Source organism: Sediminibacterium ginsengisoli, from assembly GCF_900167075.1.
GTDB lineage: Bacteria > Bacteroidota > Bacteroidia > Chitinophagales > Chitinophagaceae > Sediminibacterium > Sediminibacterium ginsengisoli.
The window spans coordinates 29,005-52,384 of the sequence record NZ_FUWH01000002.1 but is presented as its reverse complement, the minus strand read 5'-3'; the positions used below and the strand labels follow the sequence as shown (position 1 = coordinate 52,384).

The following is a 23,380-nucleotide window of genomic DNA, read 5'->3' as shown; positions in this document are numbered from 1 at the left end:
GGAATTTATTTTAGGATAAGGAATCTATGCGTGGCTTGCATGATTGGTAAGCAGAACAACGGAATCATCTACTGCACGGAGGCCATGTTTTACGTTTTCGTGTACAAGGATCATCTGGCCTGTAGCGAGTGTGAACACATCGTCTTTCAGTGAAACACTCACTTCGCCTTCTATCACCTGGATGATCACAGTACCGTTCACTGTATTTTCCGTTGTATCAGCGCCCGCCTGCAGGCAGATCAGCACGCTGGTTACATGGTCGGTCTTGAATAAGGTAATGCCATTACGGTCGTTCTTCTCCCATGCATCTTCGTTCACCAGTTGCATGGTAGCGATGTTAACATCGGCAAGCACATAAGGTGCATCGATCACCCGCTCTCCGTCGGGCCTGTTGTAGGTAGCTTCAGTGTATTTCATCAGGTCGTTTTATGGATATGGATATAATGCAAAAAGAATGCGAGACCGCATTCCTTTTGTTTGATTCTTATAAAATCAGTTACTGAGGAGATATTTCCTCAACGTTTTAATTGTTCGTTTTAGGTTTAACGCGGCCGGTCTTCCGGTCGTTAGCACGACCGATCACATAACCGGTACCGGCACCGAGGGCTGTACCGATCAGGATACCTTCCGTGCGGTTACCATCCTTACCATCGATCAGCGCACCGGCAACGCCGCCCGCCACACCACCAATGGCAGTTCCTTTAGCCGCATCACTCCAGCCTTTCTTTTGCTGGGTTGGAGCAGGTGCTGATGCTTCTGCCGCATCATATGCGGGTTCCACACTGCGTCGTACAGGAACTTCGCGTTCCCTCACTGTGGTCTTAACCACCACTACCGTATCTTTTTTAGGTTCTTCCTTGGGTGCATTTCTGCAGGCTCCGAGGAATGCCGTTGCGGCTATAATTGCTATTGCTGTTTTCATCGTTGAAAGTTTTAGTGAACAAATCCGTTTTACTTTCACGATGCAAAAAAAATGCGCAGTATAGCTTCTTCGCGTTCAGAAGCCAGAATTGTGGAAGCTATTCCCCACCCTTACCCAGAGCGTAGACAATTCCCATCGCAAGATGCCTGAGGAAAAGCGGATCTGTATAAGATTCTTCGGTATGCCCTAATGCGGTATAGAATGAACGCCCCCCATCGAATTTTCTTTTCCAGCTGATCGGATGGAGTGCTCCGTTCTGACCTCCTGTATAACTGCTTTCATCTACAGTGAGCAGGATCTGCAGTCCCGGCTGGATATCCCTGAAATTGTACCATTCATCTTTCTTTTTCCATTGCAGCGGCAGGTGTTTCGTTGAAGCGTCGCCGGGACCCGCTACCTGTACAATTGCCTCCTGTTGTTTGGGGTGGTTTGTAAAATAAGCGCCGGCGAGTTGCCCGAACCAGGGCCAGTCGAACTCGGTATCGGTAGCTGCATGTACTCCGGCAAAACCACCACCATTACGGATAAAGCGGATGAATGCATCCTGCTGTTCATCATTCAGCACATCGCCGGTTGTGTTCAGGAAAAGTACGGCAGCGTATTGATTCAGGCTTTTATCATTGAAAACGCCTGCGTCGGTGGTTGTATCTGCCGTGAAACCATATTCCCTGCCTAATTGAACCACTGCCCTGTTTCCTGCGGCGATGGATGCATGATGATAGGCTTTGGTAAGTGAAAACACAAGCAGGCGGGGCGATTTTGCAGCGGGTGCAAAGGCCATGATGATACATAAAGCCGGCACGGACAACAGGAAAAGGAGCTTACGGCACATAGGAAGGATTTAAAAGCTGTTGCTCAGGGATGAATAATTCAGTGTTATAAATTAAGAATTATACGTATTTTGAACACGTACAGCCATTCATGTAAATCTAACGAAACCAAACCGTAAAAACAACCGCTTTATGAAAACCAAAACCGGTTCACTGCTTGCATCAATGATGTTCATTGAATACTTTATCTGGGGCGCCTGGTATGTTACCATGGGCACCTATATGAATGAACACCTGAAAGCATCCGATGTGGAAATAGGTGCAGCTTACAGTGCGCTTGCCATTGCCACCATGATCTCGCCTTTTTTCATAGGACTGGTGGCCGACCGCTTTTTCGCTGCGCAGCGTATCATGGGTGTGCTGCATCTCGTGGGCGCCGCATTGCTTTTCCTCGCCACCACCATAGAAAACAGCAATACTTTTTACTGGATCATCCTGGGTTATTCGCTGTTGTATATGCCAACCATCGCATTAAGTAATAATGTGGCATTTGCGCAGATGACCGATCCCGGCAAGCAGTTCCCCTGGATCAGGGTATTCGGCACCCTCGGCTGGATCGTTGCGGGCATACTGATCAGTAAAATGGGGATTGAAAAAACATCTTCCACCTTTTATATGGCTGCCGGTGCTTCAGCCGTACTGGGTCTGCTGAGCTTTGTGCTGCCCAATACACCGCCCAAAGCCGCTGCAGGCACTTCCGCATCAAGCGCGCTGGGAACAGAAGCATTTGTGCTTTTTAAAGAACGCCCTTACCTGATCTTTTTCATTGCAGCCATCCTTGTCTGCATTCCGCTTTCTTTCTATTATGGTTTTGCAAACCCATTCCTCAACGAAGTGGGCTTTGAGAATGCCGCAGGTAAAATGACCCTGGGGCAGGTATCCGAAGCACTATTCATTCTTGCGATACCATTCCTCTTTAACAGGATCGGGGTAAAGAAAATGATCCTGCTGGGTATGACGGCCTGGATCCTGCGTTATGTATGTTTTGCCTACGGCGATGCAGGAGCGGGCGCGTGGATGTTGTATGCAGGCATTATCCTCCATGGCATCTGTTATGATTTCTTTTTTGTAACCGGCTACATGTATACAGAAAAGAAAGCGGGAGAAAAGATCAAGAATGCCGCGCAGGGGCTGTTCACTTTTGCCACTTATGGTGTAGGTATGTTCGTGGGTACCTGGTTCAGCGGGTATGTGGTAGACCAGCATAAAACAGGAGCAACGCATAACTGGCAGAGCATCTGGTATGTACCGGCTTATATTGCACTGGGAGTGCTGATCTATTTTATCCTTTTCTTCAAAGAGAAAAAATCTCCGGCTAAAGCCTGAGAACATTGTTTTAATTATTGATTTATTGCAGAAAAAACACAGCATGAAAAAAATTGCCATGCTCGGATCCGGCTTTATCGGAAGATTCTATGCGGATTCGATACAGGGATACAGAAGCAAAGACAAAGTAGTAAGCGTTTATTCAAGACGCGAAGAAAGTGCAAAGAAATTTGCGGAAGATTACAGGTGCAGCCACTGGACCACCGTAATGGAAGAAGCCATCGCGCATCCTGATGTTGACATTGTTTGTATTGCATTGCCCAATAATCTGCATGAAGAAGCGGTGATGTTATGCTGCAAACACAAAAAAGCGGTAATGACCACCAAACCTCTTGGCCGCAATGCAGCAGAAGCCAAAAGGATGCTGCTGGCGGTTGAAGAGGCCGGTATTTTCAACGGTTACCTGGAAGACCTGGTTTATACCCCGAAATTCATCAAGGCAGTGGACAGCGTTAAAGCCGGCGCACTCGGACGGATACTCTGGGCCAAATCACGCGAAACGCATCCCGGCCCGCACAGTGAGTGGTTCTGGGACCTGGAGCAGGCGGGCGGCGGCTGTATACTCGACCTGGGCTGTCATTGCGTAGAGATCTCGCGCAGTTATATCGGCAAAGACATCAAACCGGTAGAAGTAATGTGCTGGGCAGACACGCAGGTAAAACCCATCGATGCAGAAGATCATGCCATTGGTCTTGTGAAATACGAGAACGGTGCTATCGGTCAGTTTGAAGTAAGCTGGACTTTCCGTGGCGGCCTCGATCTGCGCGACGAAGTAATGGGTACCGAAGGCACCATCTGGATCAACAGCTTCCTTCGCACGGGATTTGATATGTTCACTACAGGTAAAGGCGGCGATTATATTGCCGAGAAAGCGGAGAGCAACAGCGGCTGGTTATTCCCTGTGGGCGATGAACTGAACGAGCTCGGTTATAATCATATGTTCATGGACATGTTCAATGCGCACGACAGCGGCACCGATCCGAAGGAAACTTTTTACGACGGTTATGTGGTGAATGCGATCCTGGACGCTGCTTATCGTTCCGCAAAATCAAAATTGTGGGAACCAGTAGTGCTGGATATCTGGAGAGGGAAAGAAGGGCTTACCAAGGAAAGTCACCTTGTATCTTATGATGATGCGCATTATCTCATCAAAGAAGAAATGACGCATTACGGCGATAAAAAACTGATCCTGAAACATAAGGAAACAGGCGCCATATCGGAGCAGATCATCAAATAAACAAAATATGCTGAAGCAGGAACATTTCATTCACCAGGTTTATTTCTGGCTGAATAATCCCGGGAATGAAAACGATTATATGGCATTGCTGAAAGGGTTGGAAAAGCTGGTTAAGATAGCCGCCATTCAGCAATGCCATATCGGGGTTCCGCATACAGCATCAACGGGCGAAACAGTGGAAGGAAGCTATTCATTCTCCTTCCTGGTTGTTTTTACTTCAAAGGACGCTTACGAGCATTACCTGCAAGACCCGATCCATCTTCATTTTGTAGATACCTGCAAACATCTCTGGAACAAAGCGCTGGTGTATGACAGCGTTGGGGCAAAACCTGTTTAACTTCTTTCTTCCCAGACCTGCACCAGTTCTGTGAGCACCTCAACAGCTTTTTCCATATCGTGCACACCGATCCATTCATGCCGGCTGTGGATAGCCTGCATACCTGTAAATATATTGGGACAGGGCAGTCCCATAAAGCTGAGCCTGCTGCCATCAGTACCACCGCGTATAGGCTCTTTGGTTACCGTTAAACCCGCACGGGTGTAGGCTTCCATGGCATAGGCACTCACCTGCGGGAAATTATCGAGCACTTCTTTCATGTTACGGTACTGTTCAGTTACCGTGAACGTCATACCTGCATTGGGATATTCGGCCAGCACTTTTGCTGCGATATTTTTCAACCGCTCTTCATGCACTGCGAGCATTTTTGTATCGAAGTCCCTGATGATGAACTCAAGCTCTGCCTGTTCTGCAGCGCCTTCTATTCTTACAGGATGAACAAAGCCTTGCCGGCCTTCCGTTACTTCCGGTGCCCATTCCTCAGACGGAAGTGCCGCAAGGATCTTTCCGGCGATCTTCATTGCATTCACCAGTTTACCTTTTGCATAACCCGGATGAGCGATCACACCCTGAATCCTGATCTCAACGCCATCCGCACTGAATGTTTCATCTTCAAATGTGCCCAGCTCGCCTCCATCCAGCGTGTAACCGAAATCGGCGCCGAGCTTCTGCATGTCGAGCATCGCTGTTCCCTTTCCCACTTCTTCATCTGGCGTAAACAGTATTTTAATATCGCCGTGAATGATCTCCGGATGCGTTACCAGGTATTGCGCCAGCTGCATGATGATCGCAACGCCGCTTTTATCATCGGCGCCCAGTAAGGTAAGTCCGCTCGCCGTGATCACCGGCTTGCCTGTATGCTGAAGCAGGTACGGATAATCAGCAGGCCTGATCACCTGCTTCGGATCATCCGGCAGAATAATATCCCCGCCATCGTAAGCAGGATACAGTATCGGCTTTACATGGGTGCCGCTGCAGTCGGGCGCTGTATCCACATGACTGCAGAAACAGATCACAGGCACCTGCTTTGCACTGTTCGACGGGATAGTGGCATATACATAACCATAAACATCAGTTTCTGCTTCGATGCCCATTGCATTGAGTTCCCCGGCCAGCAATGCAGACAAATGCTTCTGCTTTTCTGTGGAAGGATGTGCTGAAGACTGCGGATCACTCTGTGTGTCTACCTGCACATAACGCATAAACCTTTCTGCAACCGGGGAAAGAGTAGAATTCATATACTTGCTTTGAGCGGCAAGTTAGGGTATTTGAAAAAAGCAAAGCGCTCACTCGTATATAACAGGTGAGCGCTCTTACATTTATGCTGACAAATGATTAAGGCATAATGATCAGCGGACTGCCGCCATCGATAGCAACCAGTTCCAGGTCGAAGATCAGGTCTTTGCCTGCGAGCGGATGGTTGGCATCAAGCACTACCACATCTTCCTTTACTTCAGTGATAGTTACCGGTAATTGCTGTCCTGCACCATTGTTCATAGCCAGTTGCATACCAACTTCCGGGGTCATATCCTGGGGAAAACGATCTTTAGGGAATTCCATGATCAGTTCATCCTGCTTGGGGCCATAGGCCTCGTCTGCAGGGATATGGATTGTTTTCTTTTCCCCGATGGCCATACCGGTAACGCCATTATCAAAACCCGGGATCACCATTCCGCCACCTACTTCAAACTCCAGTGGTTCGCGGCCTGCTGAAGAATCGAAAGTACTGCCGTCTTCCAGTTTACCGTGATAATGTACTTTAACAGTATCACCTTTTTTAACTTGTTGCATGTTTTACTATTATAATCAGAAAATCTTTCCGCCAAAAGTACAACCTAAAATGCAGTGCCGGGAGTTTTTTTGGCGTATTGCGGCATCAGCCCTTTTTACGGGGATTATTTTACGCAATTAACCGCTGCAGGAGTACAGTGTTTTACATTTGCAGCATGATAAGCGGTACAATTTCTTCATTACAGCAGTTAAGGATCATATTCATGGGTACGCCCGAATTTGCAGTGGCATCGCTGGATGCGCTTGTTAAAGCGGGCGGTAATGTGGTGGCAGTGGTTACGGCTCCGGACAAGCCTGCCGGGCGCGGACTGAAACTGTCGGAAAGTGCGGTAAAGAAGTACGCGGCAGAACAGGGGCTTCATCTGCTCCAGCCTGAAAAACTCCGCGACCCGGGTTTTATCGCAGAACTGGAAACGCTGAAGGCTGATGTACAGGTAGTAGTGGCATTCCGCATGCTTCCGGAAATGGTCTGGAACATGCCCCGCCTCGGTACCATCAACCTGCATGGTTCCCTGTTACCACAATACCGTGGTGCTGCACCGATCAACTGGGCGGTGATCAACGGGGAAAAGGAAACAGGTGTGACCACTTTTAAACTGCAGCACGAGATCGATACGGGTAACATTTTATTACAGGAAAGTTTTCCGATCGGACCGGATGATACTGCCGGCGATGTGCACGACCGGATGAAAACCATCGGCGCATCGTTGCTCGTAAAAACAATACAGCAGCTCGCTGAAGGCACATTGCAGGATCATCCGCAGCAGGCACCTGCAGGCGGACTGAAACATGCACCCAAGCTATTTACGGAAACCTGCCGTATTCAATGGGATCTGCCTGCAGAACATATTTACAACCTGGTGCGTGGCCTGGCCCCTTTTCCAGGCGCGCTCAGTTCGCTGGATGGAAAGATCCTGAAGGTATTCGCATGTGCCAAAGAGATCGTTTCGCACCATGATACGCCCGGTACAGTAAATAGTGATGGGAAAAGCTTTCTGAAATTTGCGTGCGCGGATGGTTATATCCATATCCTGGATATGCAGCTGGAAGGCAAAAAAAGAATGCTGGTTGCAGATTTTCTCCGCGGCTACCGATTAGGCGGAAAATAGTACAACATCAGTTCATTAATTGCGCTTTCAGGTCTTCGTATGTCACCACACCCTGTTTACGCCAGGTTTCTTTCCCGTTTTTATACACGATAAAAAAAGGAATTGCAGGAACGTTGAGCGCTTTCATCAGGTCTGTATGTACGCCACCATCTATACGAACAGGAGTGTATTTTCCTTTCAGATCTTTTCCTAGTTTGTCCAGCACAGGCAGCATGGCCTGGCAGGGCGGGCACCAGTCGGCACCAAATTCTACCAGCACCAGGCCTTGCGCAGGGATGCTTTGCTTATATGTTTCCAGGCTGAGCTGTAGAATATTATCGGAAGTTTCTACCTTATTGCCAGCCAATTTCCAGGCAACCAGGCCGCCTTCCAGGTTCTGAACATTTGTAAACCCCTGCTCCCGCAACATTTTGGCAGCCTGTGCACTGCGGATGCCCGATGCACAGTAAATGAGCAGAGGTTTCTGTTTGTCGAGGTATTTTGTTCTTTCTGTAAACTCATCTTTCCGAAGCCAGTCCGCCTGTAATGCATGCTGTAAATGACCGGATTTAAATTCAGCCGCCGTACGTACATCCAGCAGTTGTATACCGGACACAGTCATTTTTTTGCTGAATTCGGCCGGACTGATCTCATCCTGCGCAACAGCATTAAAAGATAAGAGGAATAAATAAAAGAATGGGACACAAAAACGTGCTGAGACCTGCTTCATAACAATAGAACCTGGTTATTCAAAAAAAGTAACGGAAACCGGGAAGCGTGTATCAGACATCCCCAATGCTGCAGCAGCAGAATTGCTCATACGCAGCAGCAATCCTGTTCCGCCTTTGGTTTCTACCAGTGAAGAAAGTACTTTGGCGCAGATGCTTTTATTGTTCGTTCCGGTAATACGTACAATAGTTCCGGGTGCTACATCATTGATCAGCACATAGAATTTTCTATCCGACCAGCCACTGATGGTTTTGAATGTAGCCGCATCTCCGCTCCTGAATTGCTGTGTGGCGTTTGCCTCTTTTTTTGCATATGGGATAGCAAAATAGCCTTCATCGCCCTGCTGAGGTGTATAAGCATATTCATCTGCAGGGGCTGTTTTGGCTACAGGCTCAGGTGCAATGGTTTTTGGAGCCGCAACCGGTGTTACCGGTGTTGTGGTGGCTGCCGGTTCTTTTTCTTTTACAGCAGGTATTTCTTCTTTTTTAGCAGGAGCTGTACTAACCGGAGTTGCTTCCGCAGTTACCGGTGCCTGCTGGATGATTACCGGTTCCTGTGCCGGGGCTGATTTTACGGCAGAGACATTATCGTTGGATTTGATATAACCAACAATGAGTTGCTGCCCCACTTTTACCACATCATTTTTGAGCCCATTCCATTCACGGAGGAGTTTCACATCTACTTTATGATAAGCCTGGCTGATCTTGTACAGGTTCTCTCCTTTCGCCACTTTATGATAAATAGCAGTACCGGAAGCAGATGATGTGGTATTGGTAGCAGGTTGTGTGCTTAAGTTTTTGGCTGTAACGGGTATTTTAAGGACCGCACCTTTTTTAAGAAGTCCCGAAGTTTTGATTTTATTGGCTTTGGCAATCTGGGCTACAGTTTTACCATATTTTCTGCCGATAGAACCTAATGTTTCCCCGTCTTTTACTTTATGTTCAATATACTGTGTTGGCGGTGTTCCCTTGATCACCTGTTTATCCTGTGCGGATAAGGCTATGGTAAAAAGTGAAGCGATGATCAGAAAATATTTCTTCATATTCTTGGGAGTTGCAATCTGCAATTTTAGTTTTTCAAAATACGCCATTCGGCGGGATAATAGTTGTTTACCCTGTTCGGTAACACTTTCACCCAACCCAGTGGCAATCCTTCACAGCGTATCAGGTTCCAGCCTTTTACGCCTTCCGCACTGAACTCTTTGCGCCGAAGATATTGCAATGCATCCTCTTTTTGAAGGTTCAGCGCCGGAAAATGCCCCAGAGGGAACAAACTTAATGCCAATTCATGCGCCGGAATCACATCCTTTCCCTTGATACTGCCGATTTCTGTACCTGCGCGCCTGATATAAAGTCTTGCTGCCAGCATTTTCAGATCGGTCAGCCATTGTTCAGGTATTGCACGGATGCTTTCTGCCTGTTTGAAATAAGCATAACCAGCCGGTAAAGGCATAAAATCTGCCAGTTGCTGCATTTCCTGCTTTCCGGGAAGTACAAGCTGCTGTTCTTTGAGCCGCCCGGAACTACCGGCCCCTTTTTTACGGAATACGGCCATGAAAAAGCCTTCCCCGTTCAGACGGTGCGGGTAAAACCGATAGCCGTACGCGCCCTGCTCCGATCTTGTGGTTATGATGCCCCATTCTTCTACTGGTATTTCCACCGATTCCATATCCATTTCGCGGATCAGCCAGTCGGCTATATCCTCGTTCTCTGCCTGCGAATACGAACAGGTGGAGTAGTATAACATACCGCCTTCTTTCAATGCAGGAAGACTGTCTGCCAGTATCCGCTGCTGACGCTGGCTGCAGAGTTCAACATTGCCTTCACTCCATTCGGTTACTGCATCAGGGTCTTTCCTGAACAGGCCGCTGCCGCTGCACGGAGCGTCTATGATCATCGCATCGAAATAATCTCCGAAAGGTTGAAAATGCGCCGGGTCGTTGTTGGTTACAATGATATTTCCTGTTCCCCATTTAGCCGTGTTCTCAGCCAGAACAGCAGCCCTCGCACGGATCACTTCATTGGAAACCACCAGTCCCTTTTCAAAATATGTAGCGGCCAGTGTGCTTTTTCCGCCGGGTGCCGCACAGAGATCCAGCACTTTCATTCCTGCCGGTTCTGTTATGGTTGCCTGCAGTGCATGCCAGAGGAACATACTGCTGGCTTCCTGTACATAGTAAGCACCGGCATGAAATATGGGGTCGAATGTGAAAGAAGGTCGTTCAGACAAATATCTCCCATCCCTGCACCAGGGTACCTGGCCGGAAAAAGGGAGTGAAAAAGTATCGGGTTGTTTGGCCGGATTGAGCCGCACAGAAGTTACCTGCACTCCTGAAGCATGCACAGCTTCAAAGTCGGCACGACTGAAACCCGGCATACTTTCCAGCGATTGTAAAAGAGAGGAAGGGATCAATCTTTTTTTATGCAAAGATACGCCGGAATCAAAAGCCCGGACCGGCTATATATTTTTGATCTCTGTAACCAGTTTCTGCAATGCTGCTTTTGCATCACCGAACAGCATGGATGTACGCGGATGAAAGAAAAGTTCATTTTCAATACCTGCATAACCGGGCTTCATGCTGCGTTTGTTCACGATAATGGTTTTGGCCTGTTCCACTTCCAGCACCGGCATACCATAGATAGGCGAAGCCGGATCGGTTTTGGCTGCAGGATTCACAACATCATTGGCGCCCAGCACCAGCACTACATCGGTTGTTTTGAACTCGTCGTTGGCCTGCTCCATCTCCATCAGTTTATCATAACTGACGTCCGATTCGGCCAGTAATACGTTCATATGTCCGGGCATTCTTCCCGCTACCGGGTGGATAGCATAAGCAACCGTAACTCCTTTTTCTTCCAGCAGCTTCTCCAGTTCATGACAAACGTGCTGTGCCTGCGCAACGGCGAGTCCGTAACCCGGCACAATGATCACTTTATTGGCATAAGCCATGCAGACAGCCGCGTCTGATATACTGATCTCTTTGTAGCTTCCCTGGCTTCCTCCCGAAGCTGAAGCAGCACCTGCCTTACCACCGAATGAACCTACAAGCACATTCACCAGGCTGCGGTTCATCGCCTTACACATCAGTATCGTGAGCAGGGTTCCGGCAGCTCCTACCAGAATACCACCGGTAAGCATTACCTGGTTGTTGTACAGGAAGCCACCACAGGCTGCCGCAACCCCGGTAAAAGAGTTCAGCAGGGAGATCACCACCGGCATATCGGCACCGCCAATGGGCAACACAAAGAAAATTCCGTAGAGCAGTGCCAGTCCTACCGTAATATAAAACGGCATACGTGCATGCTGTACATCCGACGGGTAGGTTAAAAAGAAAGCCGCCATCAGTATTGCTGCAAATAAGATAAGATTGAATATATGCTGACCGCGGAAAGAGAAGTCTTTGATCCTGCCGTTGAGTTTACCCCAGGCAACCACGCTGCCGGCAAAGGAAATACTGCCAATGATAGCGCCCGCTATAATGGTAAGGTAATGACCGAACGGAACAGCTGCAGAAAGCGACATGCTTTCCGTTGCTTTATGTACCTGGTAAATATGATCGAATTCCACAACAGATATCAACATGGCACAGGCACCGCCCATTCCATTGAAAAGGCTTACCATTTCTGGCATCGCCGTCATCTTTACTTTCTTCGCGGCCATCAGACCCGTAATGGTACCGATGGCAAGTCCGCCGAAGATCCAGGCGTAATTATGGAGTTTTACACCATCTTCTTCATACAGGAAAATAGTGCCGAAGATGGCTATTGTCATGCCTGCAGCTGCCAGCAGATTCCCTTTGCGGGCAGTTTCCGGATGTGAGAGCATTTTCAATCCTACAATGAATGTAACAGATCCGAGCAGGTAAATAACTGTAAGGAGACTTAAACCCATAAAGCTTTTTTTGAATCGTTGCGTTGATGAAAGATGATCAGGCTTTTTTCTTTTTGAACATTTCGAGCATCCTGTCGGTTACCATGAAACCGCCTACCACATTCAGCGTTCCCAGGATCACTGCCAGAAACCCTACAATCAGCGCTGCGTAATTATCAGCTTCTACCCTTCCCATAACAATGATGGCACCGATAATCACTACTCCGTGAATGGCATTGGCACCGCTCATTAAAGGCGTATGCAATACGCTGGGCACGCGGCCGATCACTTCTATCCCGAGGAAAACGGAGAGGATCACGATGTAGATGATCTCAATGTTTGCATGTATCCAGCTGAGCATTGTTTCCATATTTTTTACTTTATCACTTTTTACAACAGGCCAAGTACACGGTCATGTACTACTGCGCCGTTATGTGTAACACAACTTCCTTTTACAATATCATCTTCAAAATTCAGCAGCAGGTTTCCTTCCTTATCCATGATGAGCTGCATAAAATTGAGCACATTTTTCCCATATAATTTACTTGCATCCGAAGGCATATCCGATGCCAGGCTGCTGTTGCCTACGATACAGATCCCTTTATGATAAACAGTTGTATCGTTCTGTGTACCGGCCACGTTTCCGCCTGTTGATGCTGCAAGATCAATGATCACACTGCCTGCGCGCATGCTGTCGAGCATGGCTTCGGTGATCAGCAGCGGCGCTTTTTTGCCGGGGATCTGCGCTGTTGTGATGATGATATCTGATTTGGCCACAGATTCAGCAAGCCGCTGCTGCTGCCTGCGTTTATACTCTTCCGATTGCTCAACCGCATAACCACCTGCGCCGGAAGCATCTGCAGCACCTTCCACTTCAATGAATTTGGCACCGAGACTCATCACTTCTTCTTTCACGGCCGGTCTTGTATCCGACACTTCCACCACAGCACCCAGCCTTCTTGCCGTTGCCACTGCCTGCAATCCCGCCACACCGGCTCCGAGTACCAGTACTCTTGCAGGCGTGATACTTCCTGCTGCGGTCATGAACATCGGGAAATACCGTGGATATAAGGTTGCGGCCAGCAATACGGCCCTGTAACCCGCTATATTCGCCTGACTACTCAATACATCCATGCTCTGCGCGCGGGTTGTACGGGGGATCATATCCAGGCTGAAAGTGGTGAGTTGTGCCCGGGCCCAATCCTGCATCAGCGGTGCCGTAAACAGGGGCTGGTAAACACCAATTACTACGGTACCGGACTTCAGTTTAGTGAGATCATTTGCTGTAAGCGGCTGGATAGCCAGTATAAGATCACTTTGCTGCAGGATCTCATCGCGCGAAGCGATGGCAACACCCGAAGCAACATAGGCTTCGTCTGCTGCAAACGCCGCTGCGCCTGCCCCCGCTTCTGCCAGTACCCGCGTATTGTTTTTGATCAGTGACTTCGCCTGTTCGGGTAACAGGGACACTCTTTTATCGTGGTTTGGTTCCCTAAGTATGCCAACAATCATGACTTCAATGTAAGATTTTTTCGCCATTTCTGACCGATGGATATACCAGCGGTTAAAGAAAGATCATATGCGTGCGAAAATCTTATCCGGGTCAGAAACGAATGCTGAAATGCTGCTTCTCTTTTTGTTCTTTTCTGAAGAAAACGATGCCGATAAAAAAGAGGTCGATACTCAGGGTCACTTCTTCCATCCCGCGTACCTCATCCCAGGCCTGTTCCATTTCGGCGCTCCAGTGAATATCGTCTAGTATCACGATGCTGTGCTCCTGCAGGTGAGGGAGAATTTGCCTGAAGTACCTGACCGTAGGCTCATAACGATGATTGCCATCGAGAAAAGCGAGGTCGATCAGGGGTATGGTTGTTAAGGTTTCTGCAAGTGTATGATCGAAATTGCCTTCAACAACCCTGATGTTGCCGAGGCCAAGTTTACTGAAATTATTTTTTGCCACAGCAGCCACAGCAGAAGCCCCTTCCATCGTAGTGATCCGGGCTGCGGGATTTGCAGATGCAAGATAAGAAGTGGTAATACCCAGTGAGGTTCCCAGTTCAAGGATCACGGAAGGCTTAAAATGATCTGCTATACGGAACAGCAGCTGGCTGAATTTGGCCGGTTTCAGTGAAGTGGCTGCAATGGAAGATAACTTTCTTACATTGTCTTTTTTAATACGCGAACCGGCACCGAAATCTTCCAGTGTTATTTCCCGGTGATCGGACAATAAATCTTTACGTAATGCTTCCAGCTGCGAATACGCATAAAACTGACGCTGATCGTTCAGCACCTGTGTAATAAAACTGAATACAAAAGGTGAATGAACGCCGTGCCCTTTACCGTTGGATGCGGTGATATAATACCTGAGATACTTAAATCCTAACTGAACCGGTGAATACATAATTGCCTGCTGGTTTTATGAGTGCCGAACCCTGTTGCGCCGCTGAAACGGCAATAAGGCCAAAAGCCAAAGTAAAGCATATGCCGAACATAACAGGCATATATAATTCAATATCTTGAAAAACAGGTCGAAGGTATTCCAGGTAGACGCCGGATGATCCTTGTACAATAAAGCCAGCATAACAACGCTGAGTATCCCGGAAGAACGGAATTTTCCGAAAAGGAATAATACACAAAGAAGCACCAGCGCAATAAAACGAAAGGCAACCGCATCCGGCGGCCATAAAGAAGTATGTTCCGCTACAGTACTGGTAACACCCAGGCTTTTCATCAATTGTATGATCCCGATCGCCTGGCGTACAAGAAATACGGCATAGATCACCATCAGCAGGTTTACCGAAGCCAGTACTGCACGCGAGTAACCGGCAAGACGGGTACCAGCTGTCCATACTATTACTAATAATAATGGAACAACCAGGGAATATGCTATTTCAAAAAAGCTGATCATACCGCAGTATTAAGACCGGATACGATCCCAGACCTGGAAACTGTATGCATAAGCATGCTTCTCGTCTGCTTCATAACGGTGTTCGGAAGCCAGTTTCCATTCAACCGGGTCAAGTTCGGGAAAAAATGTGTCTCCGTCGATCTGTGTATGTACTTTGGTGAGGTAAACCTTATCAGCCTGCGGCAATGATGCTTTGTAGATCTCGCCACCGCCTATTACATATACTTCTTTATAATCCGCTTTTTCCGCCTCGCTGATCGCAGCTTCCAGTGAGTGAACAACCACAATACCTTCTGCCTGAAAATCCTGCTGGCGCGTGATCACGATATTCAGCCGGCCCTGCAGCGGCTTGCCCGACAATGATTCGAATGTTTTTCTTCCCATTACCACCGGCATTGCCCAGGTAGTGCTTTTGAAAAAACGCATATCGTTCGGCAACTTCCACAGCAACCGGTTATCCTTCCCGATAGCATTGTTTTCTGCAGCTGCCACAACAAGTGAAATAAGCATAGCTCTTGTTTAAATCTTGAAACCATTCCGGTGCTATACAGCTACCGGTGCCTTGATATGCGGATGATGCTGGTAATTCTCCAGTGTGAAATCCCCGAAGGAGAAACCGAAAATATCTTTCACTTCAGGATTCAGTTTCATTACCGGCAGCGGGTAAGGTTCGCGGCTGAGTTGCAGCTTTGCCTGTTCCAGGTGATTGCTGTACAAATGCACATCGCCGAAACTATGCACAAAATCACCGTATTCCAATCCGCAGACCTGTGCCACCATCATGGTAAGCAAGGCATAAGATGCGATATTGAAAGGCACACCGAGAAAAGCATCCGCACTGCGCTGGTACAGCTGGCAGCTCAGCTTGCCATCAGCTACATAAAACTGAAACAGTGCATGGCAGGGCATCAATGCCATTTTGGGTAGTTCTGCCACATTCCAGGCGCTTACGATCAGGCGGCGGCTATCCGGGTTTTTCTTAATCTGGCTGATCAGGTCTGCGATCTGGTCCACAACCGTCCCGTCTGCGCCCGCCCAGCTGCGCCATTGCTTGCCGTATACCGGCCCCAGTTCGCCATTGGCATCGGCCCATTCGTTCCAGATGCTCACACCATGATCGGTTAGGTAACGGATATTGGTATCCCCTTTCAAAAACCAGAGCAGCTCATAAACAATGCTTTTGAGGTGCAGTTTCTTGGTGGTGACCATCGGAAAACCTTCCTGCAGGTTGAATCGCATCTGGTACCCGAAACAGCTGATCGTGCCCGTACCGGTACGGTCGGTCTTTTCGGTTCCGTTGTCAAGGATATGCTGAAGTAATTGCTGGTATTGCCGCATAAGGTGCAAATTACGTTTCTGCAGCCGATGAAGCGCCGAATGATTTTCACCTTATGGGGAAAAAACCTTAGCGGCCTTTTCTTCTTGCCAGTTCCTTATTGATGAGCGACAGTTCGCGGCCTGTTTGCCCGCTTACACTGCTGTTCTCCTGTGCCCGGCGCATCAGGTAAGGGATCACATCACGTATAGGACCGAAAGGAAGGTATTTGCTTACGCTGAATCCTTCCTTGGCGAGGTTGAACGTAATATTATCGCTCATGCCGTATAACTGTGAAAAATGGATATGGGGATGATGGTGATTGATGCCTTTTTCATCGAGCAGTTTCGCAGCACGGAGATTGCTCTCTTCATTATGCGATGCCACAATAACGGAGATCTCATCCAGGTGATCAATGCAATAGGATACTGCCGCATTATAATCCCTGTCGGTACTTTCCTTATCAGGCTGTATCGGCGAAACGCCTTTGCGTTGTGCGGCTCGCGCCCTTTCCTTTTCCATATAAGCGCCGCGTACCAGCTTCACACCCAGCAGGAAGCCCTGCTCACGTGCAATGCGGTGCGACATCTGCAGGAAATGCAGCCTGTCGTGCCTGTATAACTGTATCGTATTGTAAACAATTACTTTCTCTTTATTGAACAGCGCCATCATTTCCATGGTCAGCCTGTCTACCGGGTCCTGGATCCAGCTTTCCTCCGCATCCACCAATACACCGATACCCTTTTCAGCTGCGGCTTCGCAAATCGAATACATTCTTTCACGTACACGGTCCCATTCCTGGATCTGGGCTTCATGATCATGAATACCACTTCTCAGTCGTGGCGCTTCATCGAGCGTCTGCAGCAATGCAAAACGGGCGATACCGGTCACTTTTACACTGATAAAAGGGATATTTCCCTTGGTAGCGGCATACTGGATCACACGTATGAACTCGTCTGTAGCATGATCGAAGCTGGCTTCACCTTCTTTTCCTTCAACACCATAATCAAGAATCACATCAACGCCGTATTTACCCAGGATATCGCCAACTTCCGCAGTCTGTTCCAGTGTTTCACCTCCTACAAACTGTTTGAAAATGGTTTTACGGATCAGGCCATGAACAGGCAGGCCGGTTTTCATGATAAAAGGCGTGAGGCGGGTACCCAGCTGTACAAACCAGGGATAACCCATGGTCCTGAACAACAATCTGGCTCCTTTCAGGTCTTTATCGGACTTATAGGCAAATGCATTCTCTGTATTGTCGAAAGATATATTCATGTGCTAACATTCGTTCGTTACGCGAATATCGGTTGCTGTTCGGTAAGTAAAAAAAGGTTTTGCGATAATCGGCAATAATTTTTGGTGGCGGGCTTTGTTCATACGGGTAAAACATAATATGATCCGCCCTTAAAAAAGCTTGCGGGTATAAGTCAGAAATCCTGAAATTCGCGCATGATCATTACAAGCATAGAAATCTATAAGTATTCGATCCCGATGGTTCCATTTACCATAGCCACGGGCACGATGCATTTTGCACAGAATCTTTTTATCCGTGTACATACGGATGCCGGTATTACCGGTGTGGGTGAATGTTCTGCATTCCCGATGATCGTTGGCGAAACCCAGGCTACCTGTTTTGAAATGGCCAAAGATTTCGCGGCTGTCTGGAAAGGAAAAGATGCGTCGGATATCAGTGCCCGGCTCGCCGAGCTGGACCTGTTCACTGCGCGCAACTATACCGCCAAAAGCGCTTTCGACCTTGCTTTATACGATATCGCGGCCAAAGCTGCCAACCTGCCGCTGTATAAATTCCTGGGCGGTGAGCTGAGAGAGATCGAAAGCGATCTTACCATTGGTATCGGCACACCAGCTGAAATGGCCGCAACTGCTGCCGGCTTCCGTGAAAAGGGAGTAAGAGTGATCAAGGTAAAACTGGGTAAAGAACCTCTGGAAGATATTGAACGGATCAGGCAGATCAGGGAAGCCATCGGTTACGAAACCAGGATCCGCATCGATGCCAACCAGGGCTGGAGTTATGAAGGTGCCGTACAGGCGCTGACCGGCCTCGCCGCTTACCAGATCGAATTCTGTGAGCAGCCCATGCGCACCTGGAACGATGAACTCCTTCCCGAGCTCTGCAAGATCTCGCCGATACCTGTAATGGCTGATGAAAGTGTGTATACCCACCATGATGCGGCAAGGATCATCCGCAACCATGCGGCGGCTTATATCAATATCAAATTTGCCAAAAGCGGCGGCATTCACGAAGCTATCAAGATCAACCGGGTAGCAGAAGCTGCCGGCATCCCCTGTATGATGGGCGGCATGCTCGAAAGCCGTGTAGCGCTCACAGCCAAAGTCCATTTCGCCATGGCATTTACGAATGTAAAATTTTACGATCTCGATACCTGCCTGCTCGGACATCTCGAAGATCCGGTAACCGGCGGCGTTACTTACCAGGGCATGCACCTGTACTTACCTGAAAATACAACAGGAATCGGGGCCGATGTGGCAGACAGCTACCTCGCAAAGCTCGAAAAACAGGTGATTTAGCGGCCCCATCCTATCTTTGCACAAATAGCAAAGGAATGGAAGCAAAAACACCGGCCGAGAGTTTCACCATTATGAATGAACTGGTGCTGCCGAATGATACGAATACTTTTGGTAACCTCATGGGAGGCCGACTGATGTACTGGATGGATATTGCAGCCGGCATTGCAGCCGGAAGGCATTGTAATACACCGAGCATGACGGTTTCGGTAGATAACCTCAGCTTTAAGAATCCTATTAAACTGGGTAATGTGGTGCATATTGAAGCTAAAGTCTGCCGTGCCTTTAATACTTCGATGGAAATTCACCTGAAAGTATGGGGAGAAGACCTGCTTCATCAGTATAAATATGAAAGCAACGAGGCATTCTTCACTTTTGTAGCCCTGGATCCCAATGGCAAACCACGCCAGATCCCTTCACTGCGCCCGGAGTCTGAAGAAGAGAAAAAACTGTATGAAGGCGCCCTCAGAAGAAGACAGATCAGGCTGATCCTGGCCGATAAAATGAAGCCGGAAGATGCAAATGAATTAAAAGCGCTTTTCGCCGAAAAGATCAGCTAAGAGGAAAAGGCAGGATTTTGATCATCCTGCCTTTTCTTTTGCCTTTCATGATCCGTGACTCACCGGCACTCTCATTTAACGAACAGCCGGCAGCCCCGAAACAAACATTTATTCCACATAACCTCCCGGATCAGCCGGACTACCTATATTTGTCCTGCCCACGCCCGGATCTCTGCCATCCCTAAAAAGGAGTATTCGGCAGGATTTCCCCTAAATCTATCTTCGTCTGTTAAAATTTGTTAAATTGTAGGTCATGTAACAAGCCTGCCAGCAATGTGATGAGCTCTACTCACTTATCATATTCCTGTGAGGTTAAACCAGAACTATTATTCTCAGAGACTGCTATAACAGAGGAAAATGGAAATATTAAATAAGTATATCTACGACCCGCAATTGGATTTGCTTGGTAAAGGTGGATTTGCAACCGTGTATAAAGCCTACGACAAAGTGCTTGAAATGCCCGTGGCTTTGAAGTTCTTTCATCCCCAGGATCAGTCGAACAAGTACACGATCATCAACGAGATCAAAAGAGCCATTATACTGGCGCACCCCAACATCGTAAAATATTATGGTGTTGAAACCCTTGTGAACCGGAATTTCCACGGTCAGGAAGAAGAAGTGCAGATCGGAGTAATGGAATTTGTGCAGGAGGGGCAGATGAAGACCTTCATGAGTCAGAATCCGCTTACTACCGAACAGTTGAAAAAACTGCTGATCGACATCCTGGAGGGATTACGTTACCTGCACAGTGAAGGCATCATACACCGCGATATCAAGCCACAGAATATCCTGCTGGGGCGCGACAAACAGAATCGCCTGGTGGCCAAGATCGCGGATTTCGGGATCAGTAAGGCAGCCGATTCCAACCAGGCAAGTGCTTCTATCCTGCTCGGCACGATTGAATATATGGCCCCGGAGCAATTCAATCCCGAGCGTTATGGCATCAATAAAAAGATCAGTTACAACGTAGACGTATGGGCTTTTGGTGTAACGGCTTATTACCTGTTAACAGGCGATCTGCTGTTCGGGTCACGTTCCGGTGATACTTCCGCTGCACAGATGATCACCAAAATCGTAAGCGCAGAGGGTATAGAAGAAAGATTGCTGAAACTGCAGGAGCCATTCAAAAGCGTACTGCTGAAATGTATCATCCCTGATGCAAATAAAAGAACAAGTGACATTGAGGAACTGATCTCTATACTCAAGGGACAGGCTTACCAGAAAAAGCACGATCCTTTCGAAAACAGCGCTTCACCTGCGCCGGCATCCACACTCAATCATTTTACACAATCTGCACCGGCGGCTGTTTCCGATGATCACACCATGGAGATCAGTACACCGCAACCTGCTTCAAAACCGCCACAGCCTGCGAAAGCAAAAGCAGCCAGGAAACCGGTACAGGCCGCAGCTGATGACAGTACCCAGGAAATCAATCCCGCAGACCTTCCCAAAGCGGCAGCATCTACTGTTCCTGATGAAGCTCCTGAAGAGAAAAAAGCAGGCAGCAAAAAATGGCTTATTGCAGCAGTAATTGCAGTTGTTCTGGGTGGCGGTGGTTACTGGGCCTACAGCAATTTCGCTGCCGGAAACAAGGATGAAAAAGCAGCTACTGAACCAGATATGGTACTCAGCATTGGTTCTAACCTGGTACCCCTGCAGGGAGGTTCGTTTGCCATGGGCACCAACGACCCGAAACGTAATCTTGACGGGCCCGAGCATACGGTACAGGTAAATCCGTTCCTGCTTAACAGATATGAAGTAACACAAAGGGAATGGAATGCCGTGATGAAGGACAACAGGTACAAGGATACAACCTTCGCTGATTTCCCTGCAGACAGTATTTCATGGGAAGATACACAGGCGTTTATCACAGCGCTTAATAAACTGCTGGAAGAAGGCACCCGTAAAGGAAATAAATACGAGATAAGCAGGTTCCGTCTGCCTACTGATGCAGAATGGGAGTTCGCATGTGTTTCCGGACATCCTGCAGGAAAGGAACCCGACCTGGCCAATATCAGCTGGAATATGAACAACTCAGGCAAAACAACCCATAAAGTAGGTACAAAGGCTGGAGATGACAATGCATTATTCGACATGCTGGGTAACGTATATGAGTGGACATCAGACTGGTATGGTCCGTACCAGCAGGCATCACCACAGCAGGGAAAGGTTTTACGGGGCGGTGATTATGAGAACGATGTATTCTTTGTGCATGAAAAAGCCCGTAATGCCGAAGTGGTCAACAAAAGAAATAAGAATATCGGCTTCAGACTTGCGGCCGACAAATCAGCGAACTGAGCAACCAATAATAATCACTGAATGAAAGTGAATTCATTCGGTATCAAGACTACAAGCTATGAAGATCAAAGCGTTTTCATTAAATGAGATCGGAGGAAGGAAAAATGTGGAAGATGCCATCATGCCCGGGCAATACACACCGCAGTCGCCGGCGCTGTTTATTGTCTGCGATGGTGTAGGCGGAAGCAGCTTCGGGGAAGTGGCTTCAGAGATAGCAACAAAAAGTTTTTATGCAACATTTGAAAAGGCGGAGATCCGGAATGAAACGGATTTCAGGCAACTCCTTGAAAAAGGATTAAAACTTTTTCAAACGGAAACAGCTGTTTTTATCAGTAATAATCCGTCTGCATCCAATACCAGTACAACCTTAACGCTGGCCGTATTGCAACAGGGCAAAGCCTATGTTGCCTGGTGCGGAGACAGCAAGATCTTTCAGCTGAGAAACGGAAGGCCCGTATTCAAAAGTAAAGACCATTCACTGGTAGCGGAGCTGGTAATGCAGGGCGTGATCACCGAGCAGGAAGCAGAAACACATCCGCAACGCAATATTATCACGCGGAGCATTAATGTAAATACAAAGGCAACGGATATAGAACATGCAGTACTGCAGGACATCCGGCAGAACGACTGGCTCCTGTTATGTACTGATGGCCTGATGGAACAGTTTACGGAAAACCGTTTCCCCGAACTGCTCGGCGAATTTGCTGCTGATGTGAATTACAGCGAAAAGATCAAACAGATCTGTGAAGGAAAGACCAAGGACAATTACTCCATGTACCTGCTGCATATCGGCCAGGCCGGAGGAAAAGCAAAAGGAAAAATCCTGCTTCCCCTGCTACTGCTGATCGTTGCTGTAGCGGCTGGCGGCTGGTTCGCATACGATCGTTTTTCAGCGAAAGAACAACCGGCAAATACGGTTGAAAATACTGCGGAGAAGAAAGATACTGTCAGGTCTATCATGATGGTTCGCCCGCAGGAAGACAGTTCAGGTAAAAAAGACAGCACGCATGCTGCAGCAGGAAGCGACAGTATCACTGTAAATAAAACATCACCCAAAAAATAAAACCTATGCCAGTAAATGTAACCGCATACGAGGCAGAACTGGAACAGTTGGTAAACAGGAGCAGGCTTGCCCTGGCGGAGATGGAAAGTGTGATCACCAAGATAAAGAATTACGAATCGCTTGCCACTACTTCGTCGCAGAAAGCGCAGCAGGAAGCGAACGAGGCAACGCAATTCTCGAATAAAGCGCAGCAGGAGGCGAATGAAGCCATACAGGCAGCGCAGCGCGCGCAGAATGAGATGAAAGAAGCGATGGATGCATCGCAGCGCGCGCAGGCAGAAATGAAGGAAGCAACTGATGCGGCGCAGAAAGCACAGGCCGAAGCACAGGCAGCCGACAAAGCCAAACAGGATGCAATGGCGGATGCACAGGCGGCAGATAAGGCTAAACAGGACGCACTCGCAGATGCACAGGCGGCGGAGAAAGCAAAGCAGGATGCAGTGAACGATGCGCAGGCCGCTGAAAAAGCAAAACAGGATGCACAGGCAGACGCGCAGGAAGCAGACAAGCATAAGCAGGATGCATTGGCAGATGCACAGGCCGCAGATAAAGCAAG

General features: G+C 48.2%; 25 protein-coding genes. 9 read left to right on the top strand and 16 right to left on the bottom strand.

All coding sequences use genetic code 11. The annotated features are described in order from the left end of the window. Nucleotides 1–24: 24 nt before the first annotated feature. From B5D42_RS03300 to B5D42_RS03290, 3 genes are all read right to left on the bottom strand, one after another. Nucleotides 25–417 (bottom strand): AraC family ligand binding domain-containing protein, encoded by a 393-nt coding sequence (locus tag B5D42_RS03300; RefSeq protein ID WP_078830032.1) that lies wholly within the window; start codon nt 415–417, stop codon nt 25–27. 106 nt (nt 418–523) lie between these two features. Next, on the bottom strand, nt 524–922 hold the full coding sequence (locus B5D42_RS03295; RefSeq protein ID WP_078830031.1) for a glycine zipper 2TM domain-containing protein: 399 nt from the start codon (nt 920–922) through the stop codon (nt 524–526). Nucleotides 923–1,019: 97 nt separating this feature from the next. Next, nucleotides 1,020–1,754: a ThuA domain-containing protein gene (locus tag B5D42_RS03290; protein WP_078830030.1), complete on the bottom strand. Its 735-nt coding sequence runs from the start codon at nt 1,752–1,754 to the stop codon at nt 1,020–1,022. A 130-nt stretch (nt 1,755–1,884) separates the two neighbouring features. Between B5D42_RS03290 and B5D42_RS03285 the strand changes: the two genes are divergently transcribed. From B5D42_RS03285 to B5D42_RS03275, 3 genes are read left to right on the top strand one after another with little or no spacing between them, the layout of a single operon-like run. Next, entirely contained in the window at nt 1,885–3,078 is a 1,194-nt protein-coding gene (locus B5D42_RS03285; protein WP_078830029.1) for a nucleoside permease, read from the top strand. A gap of 43 nt (nt 3,079–3,121) precedes the next feature. Beyond that, nucleotides 3,122–4,315, top strand: a complete 1,194-nt coding sequence (locus tag B5D42_RS03280; protein WP_078830474.1) for a Gfo/Idh/MocA family protein — start codon at nt 3,122–3,124, stop codon at nt 4,313–4,315. A gap of 7 nt (nt 4,316–4,322) precedes the next feature. After that, the gene (locus tag B5D42_RS03275) at nt 4,323–4,652 is read left to right on the top strand and encodes a Dabb family protein (protein WP_078830028.1); all 330 of its coding nucleotides are present in this window, start codon (nt 4,323–4,325) and stop codon (nt 4,650–4,652) included. Here B5D42_RS03275 and pepT read toward each other — a convergent pair. Further along, nucleotides 4,649–5,890, bottom strand: a complete 1,242-nt coding sequence (gene pepT / locus B5D42_RS03270; protein ID WP_078830027.1) for a peptidase T — start codon at nt 5,888–5,890, stop codon at nt 4,649–4,651. The two genes, B5D42_RS03275 and pepT, sit on opposite strands and share 4 nt — an antisense overlap. Before the next feature lie 97 nt (nt 5,891–5,987). After that, nucleotides 5,988–6,443 carry an FKBP-type peptidyl-prolyl cis-trans isomerase gene (locus tag B5D42_RS03265; RefSeq protein ID WP_078830026.1) on the bottom strand — a complete coding sequence of 152 codons (456 nt, stop codon included), beginning with the start codon at nt 6,441–6,443 and terminating at the stop codon, nt 5,988–5,990. Between the two features lie 155 nt (nt 6,444–6,598). On the opposite strand from B5D42_RS03265, the gene fmt reads away from it, so the two are divergent. Further along, nucleotides 6,599–7,552, top strand: a complete 954-nt coding sequence (gene fmt / locus B5D42_RS03260; RefSeq protein ID WP_245825535.1) for a methionyl-tRNA formyltransferase — start codon at nt 6,599–6,601, stop codon at nt 7,550–7,552. A 7-nt stretch (nt 7,553–7,559) separates the two neighbouring features. Here fmt and B5D42_RS03255 read toward each other — a convergent pair whose 3' ends face one another. The 11 genes from B5D42_RS03255 to B5D42_RS03205 form a co-directional block, all read right to left on the bottom strand. Then, a complete protein-coding gene (locus B5D42_RS03255) occupies nt 7,560–8,261 on the bottom strand; it encodes a rhodanese-like domain-containing protein (protein ID WP_078830025.1) in 702 nt (233 codons plus the stop codon). 15 nt (nt 8,262–8,276) lie between these two features. Beyond that, nucleotides 8,277–9,302 (bottom strand): LysM peptidoglycan-binding domain-containing protein, encoded by a 1,026-nt coding sequence (locus tag B5D42_RS03250; protein ID WP_176112888.1) that lies wholly within the window; start codon nt 9,300–9,302, stop codon nt 8,277–8,279. A gap of 26 nt (nt 9,303–9,328) precedes the next feature. Then, complete coding sequence (locus B5D42_RS03245) at nt 9,329–10,672, bottom strand: methyltransferase RsmF C-terminal domain-like protein (protein ID WP_262507763.1); 1,344 nt, start codon at nt 10,670–10,672, stop codon at nt 9,329–9,331. A 45-nt stretch (nt 10,673–10,717) separates the two neighbouring features. Next, on the bottom strand, nt 10,718–12,151 hold the full coding sequence (locus B5D42_RS03240; RefSeq protein WP_078830022.1) for an NAD(P)(+) transhydrogenase (Re/Si-specific) subunit beta: 1,434 nt from the start codon (nt 12,149–12,151) through the stop codon (nt 10,718–10,720). Between the two features lie 37 nt (nt 12,152–12,188). After that, on the bottom strand, nt 12,189–12,500 hold the full coding sequence (locus B5D42_RS03235) for an NAD(P) transhydrogenase subunit alpha part 2 (protein WP_078830021.1): 312 nt from the start codon (nt 12,498–12,500) through the stop codon (nt 12,189–12,191). A gap of 20 nt (nt 12,501–12,520) precedes the next feature. Next, nucleotides 12,521–13,642 (bottom strand): Re/Si-specific NAD(P)(+) transhydrogenase subunit alpha, encoded by a 1,122-nt coding sequence (locus tag B5D42_RS03230; RefSeq protein ID WP_078830472.1) that lies wholly within the window; start codon nt 13,640–13,642, stop codon nt 12,521–12,523. Nucleotides 13,643–13,733: 91 nt separating this feature from the next. After that, complete coding sequence (locus B5D42_RS03225; protein WP_078830020.1) at nt 13,734–14,531, bottom strand: O-methyltransferase; 798 nt, start codon at nt 14,529–14,531, stop codon at nt 13,734–13,736. A 15-nt stretch (nt 14,532–14,546) separates the two neighbouring features. Continuing rightward, complete coding sequence (locus B5D42_RS03220; RefSeq protein ID WP_078830019.1) at nt 14,547–15,038, bottom strand: hypothetical protein; 492 nt, start codon at nt 15,036–15,038, stop codon at nt 14,547–14,549. Between the two features lie 9 nt (nt 15,039–15,047). Continuing rightward, the gene (locus B5D42_RS03215; RefSeq protein ID WP_078830018.1) at nt 15,048–15,548 is read right to left on the bottom strand and encodes a dihydrofolate reductase; all 501 of its coding nucleotides are present in this window, start codon (nt 15,546–15,548) and stop codon (nt 15,048–15,050) included. Nucleotides 15,549–15,581: 33 nt separating this feature from the next. Continuing rightward, nucleotides 15,582–16,376, bottom strand: coding sequence for a thymidylate synthase (locus B5D42_RS03210; protein WP_078830017.1), 795 nt, complete (start codon nt 16,374–16,376; stop codon nt 15,582–15,584). A gap of 67 nt (nt 16,377–16,443) precedes the next feature. Further along, nucleotides 16,444–17,631, bottom strand: a complete 1,188-nt coding sequence (locus tag B5D42_RS03205) for a proline dehydrogenase family protein (RefSeq protein ID WP_078830016.1) — start codon at nt 17,629–17,631, stop codon at nt 16,444–16,446. Between the two features lie 174 nt (nt 17,632–17,805). Between B5D42_RS03205 and B5D42_RS03200 the strand changes: the two genes are divergently transcribed. From B5D42_RS03200 to B5D42_RS17820, 5 genes are all read left to right on the top strand, one after another. Beyond that, complete coding sequence (locus B5D42_RS03200; RefSeq protein ID WP_078830015.1) at nt 17,806–18,906, top strand: mandelate racemase/muconate lactonizing enzyme family protein; 1,101 nt, start codon at nt 17,806–17,808, stop codon at nt 18,904–18,906. A 35-nt stretch (nt 18,907–18,941) separates the two neighbouring features. Then, nucleotides 18,942–19,463 (top strand): acyl-CoA thioesterase, encoded by a 522-nt coding sequence (locus B5D42_RS03195; RefSeq protein WP_078830014.1) that lies wholly within the window; start codon nt 18,942–18,944, stop codon nt 19,461–19,463. Between the two features lie 357 nt (nt 19,464–19,820). Beyond that, nucleotides 19,821–21,761, top strand: coding sequence for a bifunctional serine/threonine-protein kinase/formylglycine-generating enzyme family protein (locus B5D42_RS03190; protein ID WP_078830013.1), 1,941 nt, complete (start codon nt 19,821–19,823; stop codon nt 21,759–21,761). Nucleotides 21,762–21,819: 58 nt separating this feature from the next. Beyond that, entirely contained in the window at nt 21,820–22,824 is a 1,005-nt protein-coding gene (locus B5D42_RS03185; RefSeq protein ID WP_078830012.1) for a PP2C family protein-serine/threonine phosphatase, read from the top strand. Between the two features lie 5 nt (nt 22,825–22,829). Next, the coding region (locus B5D42_RS17820; RefSeq protein WP_217698778.1) for a hypothetical protein at nt 22,830–23,380 on the top strand (551 nt) is incomplete at its 3' end.

Excerpts from the sequence above, each read along its gene's own strand:
- B5D42_RS03300 (WP_078830032.1), bottom strand. The coding sequence starts at position 417 with ATGAAATACACTGAAGCTACCTACAACAGGCCCGACGGAGAGCGGGTG.
- B5D42_RS03295 (WP_078830031.1), bottom strand. The coding sequence starts at position 922 with ATGAAAACAGCAATAGCAATTATAGCCGCAACGGCATTCCTCGGAGCC.
- B5D42_RS03290 (WP_078830030.1), bottom strand. The coding sequence starts at position 1,754 with ATGTGCCGTAAGCTCCTTTTCCTGTTGTCCGTGCCGGCTTTATGTATC.
- B5D42_RS03285 (WP_078830029.1), top strand. The coding sequence starts at position 1,885 with ATGAAAACCAAAACCGGTTCACTGCTTGCATCAATGATGTTCATTGAA.
- B5D42_RS03280 (WP_078830474.1), top strand. The coding sequence starts at position 3,122 with ATGAAAAAAATTGCCATGCTCGGATCCGGCTTTATCGGAAGATTCTAT.
- B5D42_RS03275 (WP_078830028.1), top strand. The coding sequence starts at position 4,323 with ATGCTGAAGCAGGAACATTTCATTCACCAGGTTTATTTCTGGCTGAAT.
- pepT (WP_078830027.1), bottom strand. The coding sequence starts at position 5,890 with ATGAATTCTACTCTTTCCCCGGTTGCAGAAAGGTTTATGCGTTATGTG.
- B5D42_RS03265 (WP_078830026.1), bottom strand. The coding sequence starts at position 6,443 with ATGCAACAAGTTAAAAAAGGTGATACTGTTAAAGTACATTATCACGGT.
- fmt (WP_245825535.1), top strand. The coding sequence starts at position 6,599 with ATGATAAGCGGTACAATTTCTTCATTACAGCAGTTAAGGATCATATTC.
- B5D42_RS03255 (WP_078830025.1), bottom strand. The coding sequence starts at position 8,261 with ATGAAGCAGGTCTCAGCACGTTTTTGTGTCCCATTCTTTTATTTATTC.
- B5D42_RS03250 (WP_176112888.1), bottom strand. The coding sequence starts at position 9,302 with ATGAAGAAATATTTTCTGATCATCGCTTCACTTTTTACCATAGCCTTA.
- B5D42_RS03240 (WP_078830022.1), bottom strand. The coding sequence starts at position 12,151 with ATGGGTTTAAGTCTCCTTACAGTTATTTACCTGCTCGGATCTGTTACA.
- B5D42_RS03235 (WP_078830021.1), bottom strand. The coding sequence starts at position 12,500 with ATGGAAACAATGCTCAGCTGGATACATGCAAACATTGAGATCATCTAC.
- B5D42_RS03230 (WP_078830472.1), bottom strand. The coding sequence starts at position 13,642 with ATGATTGTTGGCATACTTAGGGAACCAAACCACGATAAAAGAGTGTCC.
- B5D42_RS03225 (WP_078830020.1), bottom strand. The coding sequence starts at position 14,531 with ATGTATTCACCGGTTCAGTTAGGATTTAAGTATCTCAGGTATTATATC.
- B5D42_RS03220 (WP_078830019.1), bottom strand. The coding sequence starts at position 15,038 with ATGATCAGCTTTTTTGAAATAGCATATTCCCTGGTTGTTCCATTATTA.
- B5D42_RS03215 (WP_078830018.1), bottom strand. The coding sequence starts at position 15,548 with ATGCTTATTTCACTTGTTGTGGCAGCTGCAGAAAACAATGCTATCGGG.
- B5D42_RS03210 (WP_078830017.1), bottom strand. The coding sequence starts at position 16,376 with ATGCGGCAATACCAGCAATTACTTCAGCATATCCTTGACAACGGAACC.
- B5D42_RS03205 (WP_078830016.1), bottom strand. The coding sequence starts at position 17,631 with ATGAATATATCTTTCGACAATACAGAGAATGCATTTGCCTATAAGTCC.
- B5D42_RS03200 (WP_078830015.1), top strand. The coding sequence starts at position 17,806 with ATGATCATTACAAGCATAGAAATCTATAAGTATTCGATCCCGATGGTT.
- B5D42_RS03195 (WP_078830014.1), top strand. The coding sequence starts at position 18,942 with ATGGAAGCAAAAACACCGGCCGAGAGTTTCACCATTATGAATGAACTG.
- B5D42_RS03190 (WP_078830013.1), top strand. The coding sequence starts at position 19,821 with ATGGAAATATTAAATAAGTATATCTACGACCCGCAATTGGATTTGCTT.
- B5D42_RS03185 (WP_078830012.1), top strand. The coding sequence starts at position 21,820 with ATGAAGATCAAAGCGTTTTCATTAAATGAGATCGGAGGAAGGAAAAAT.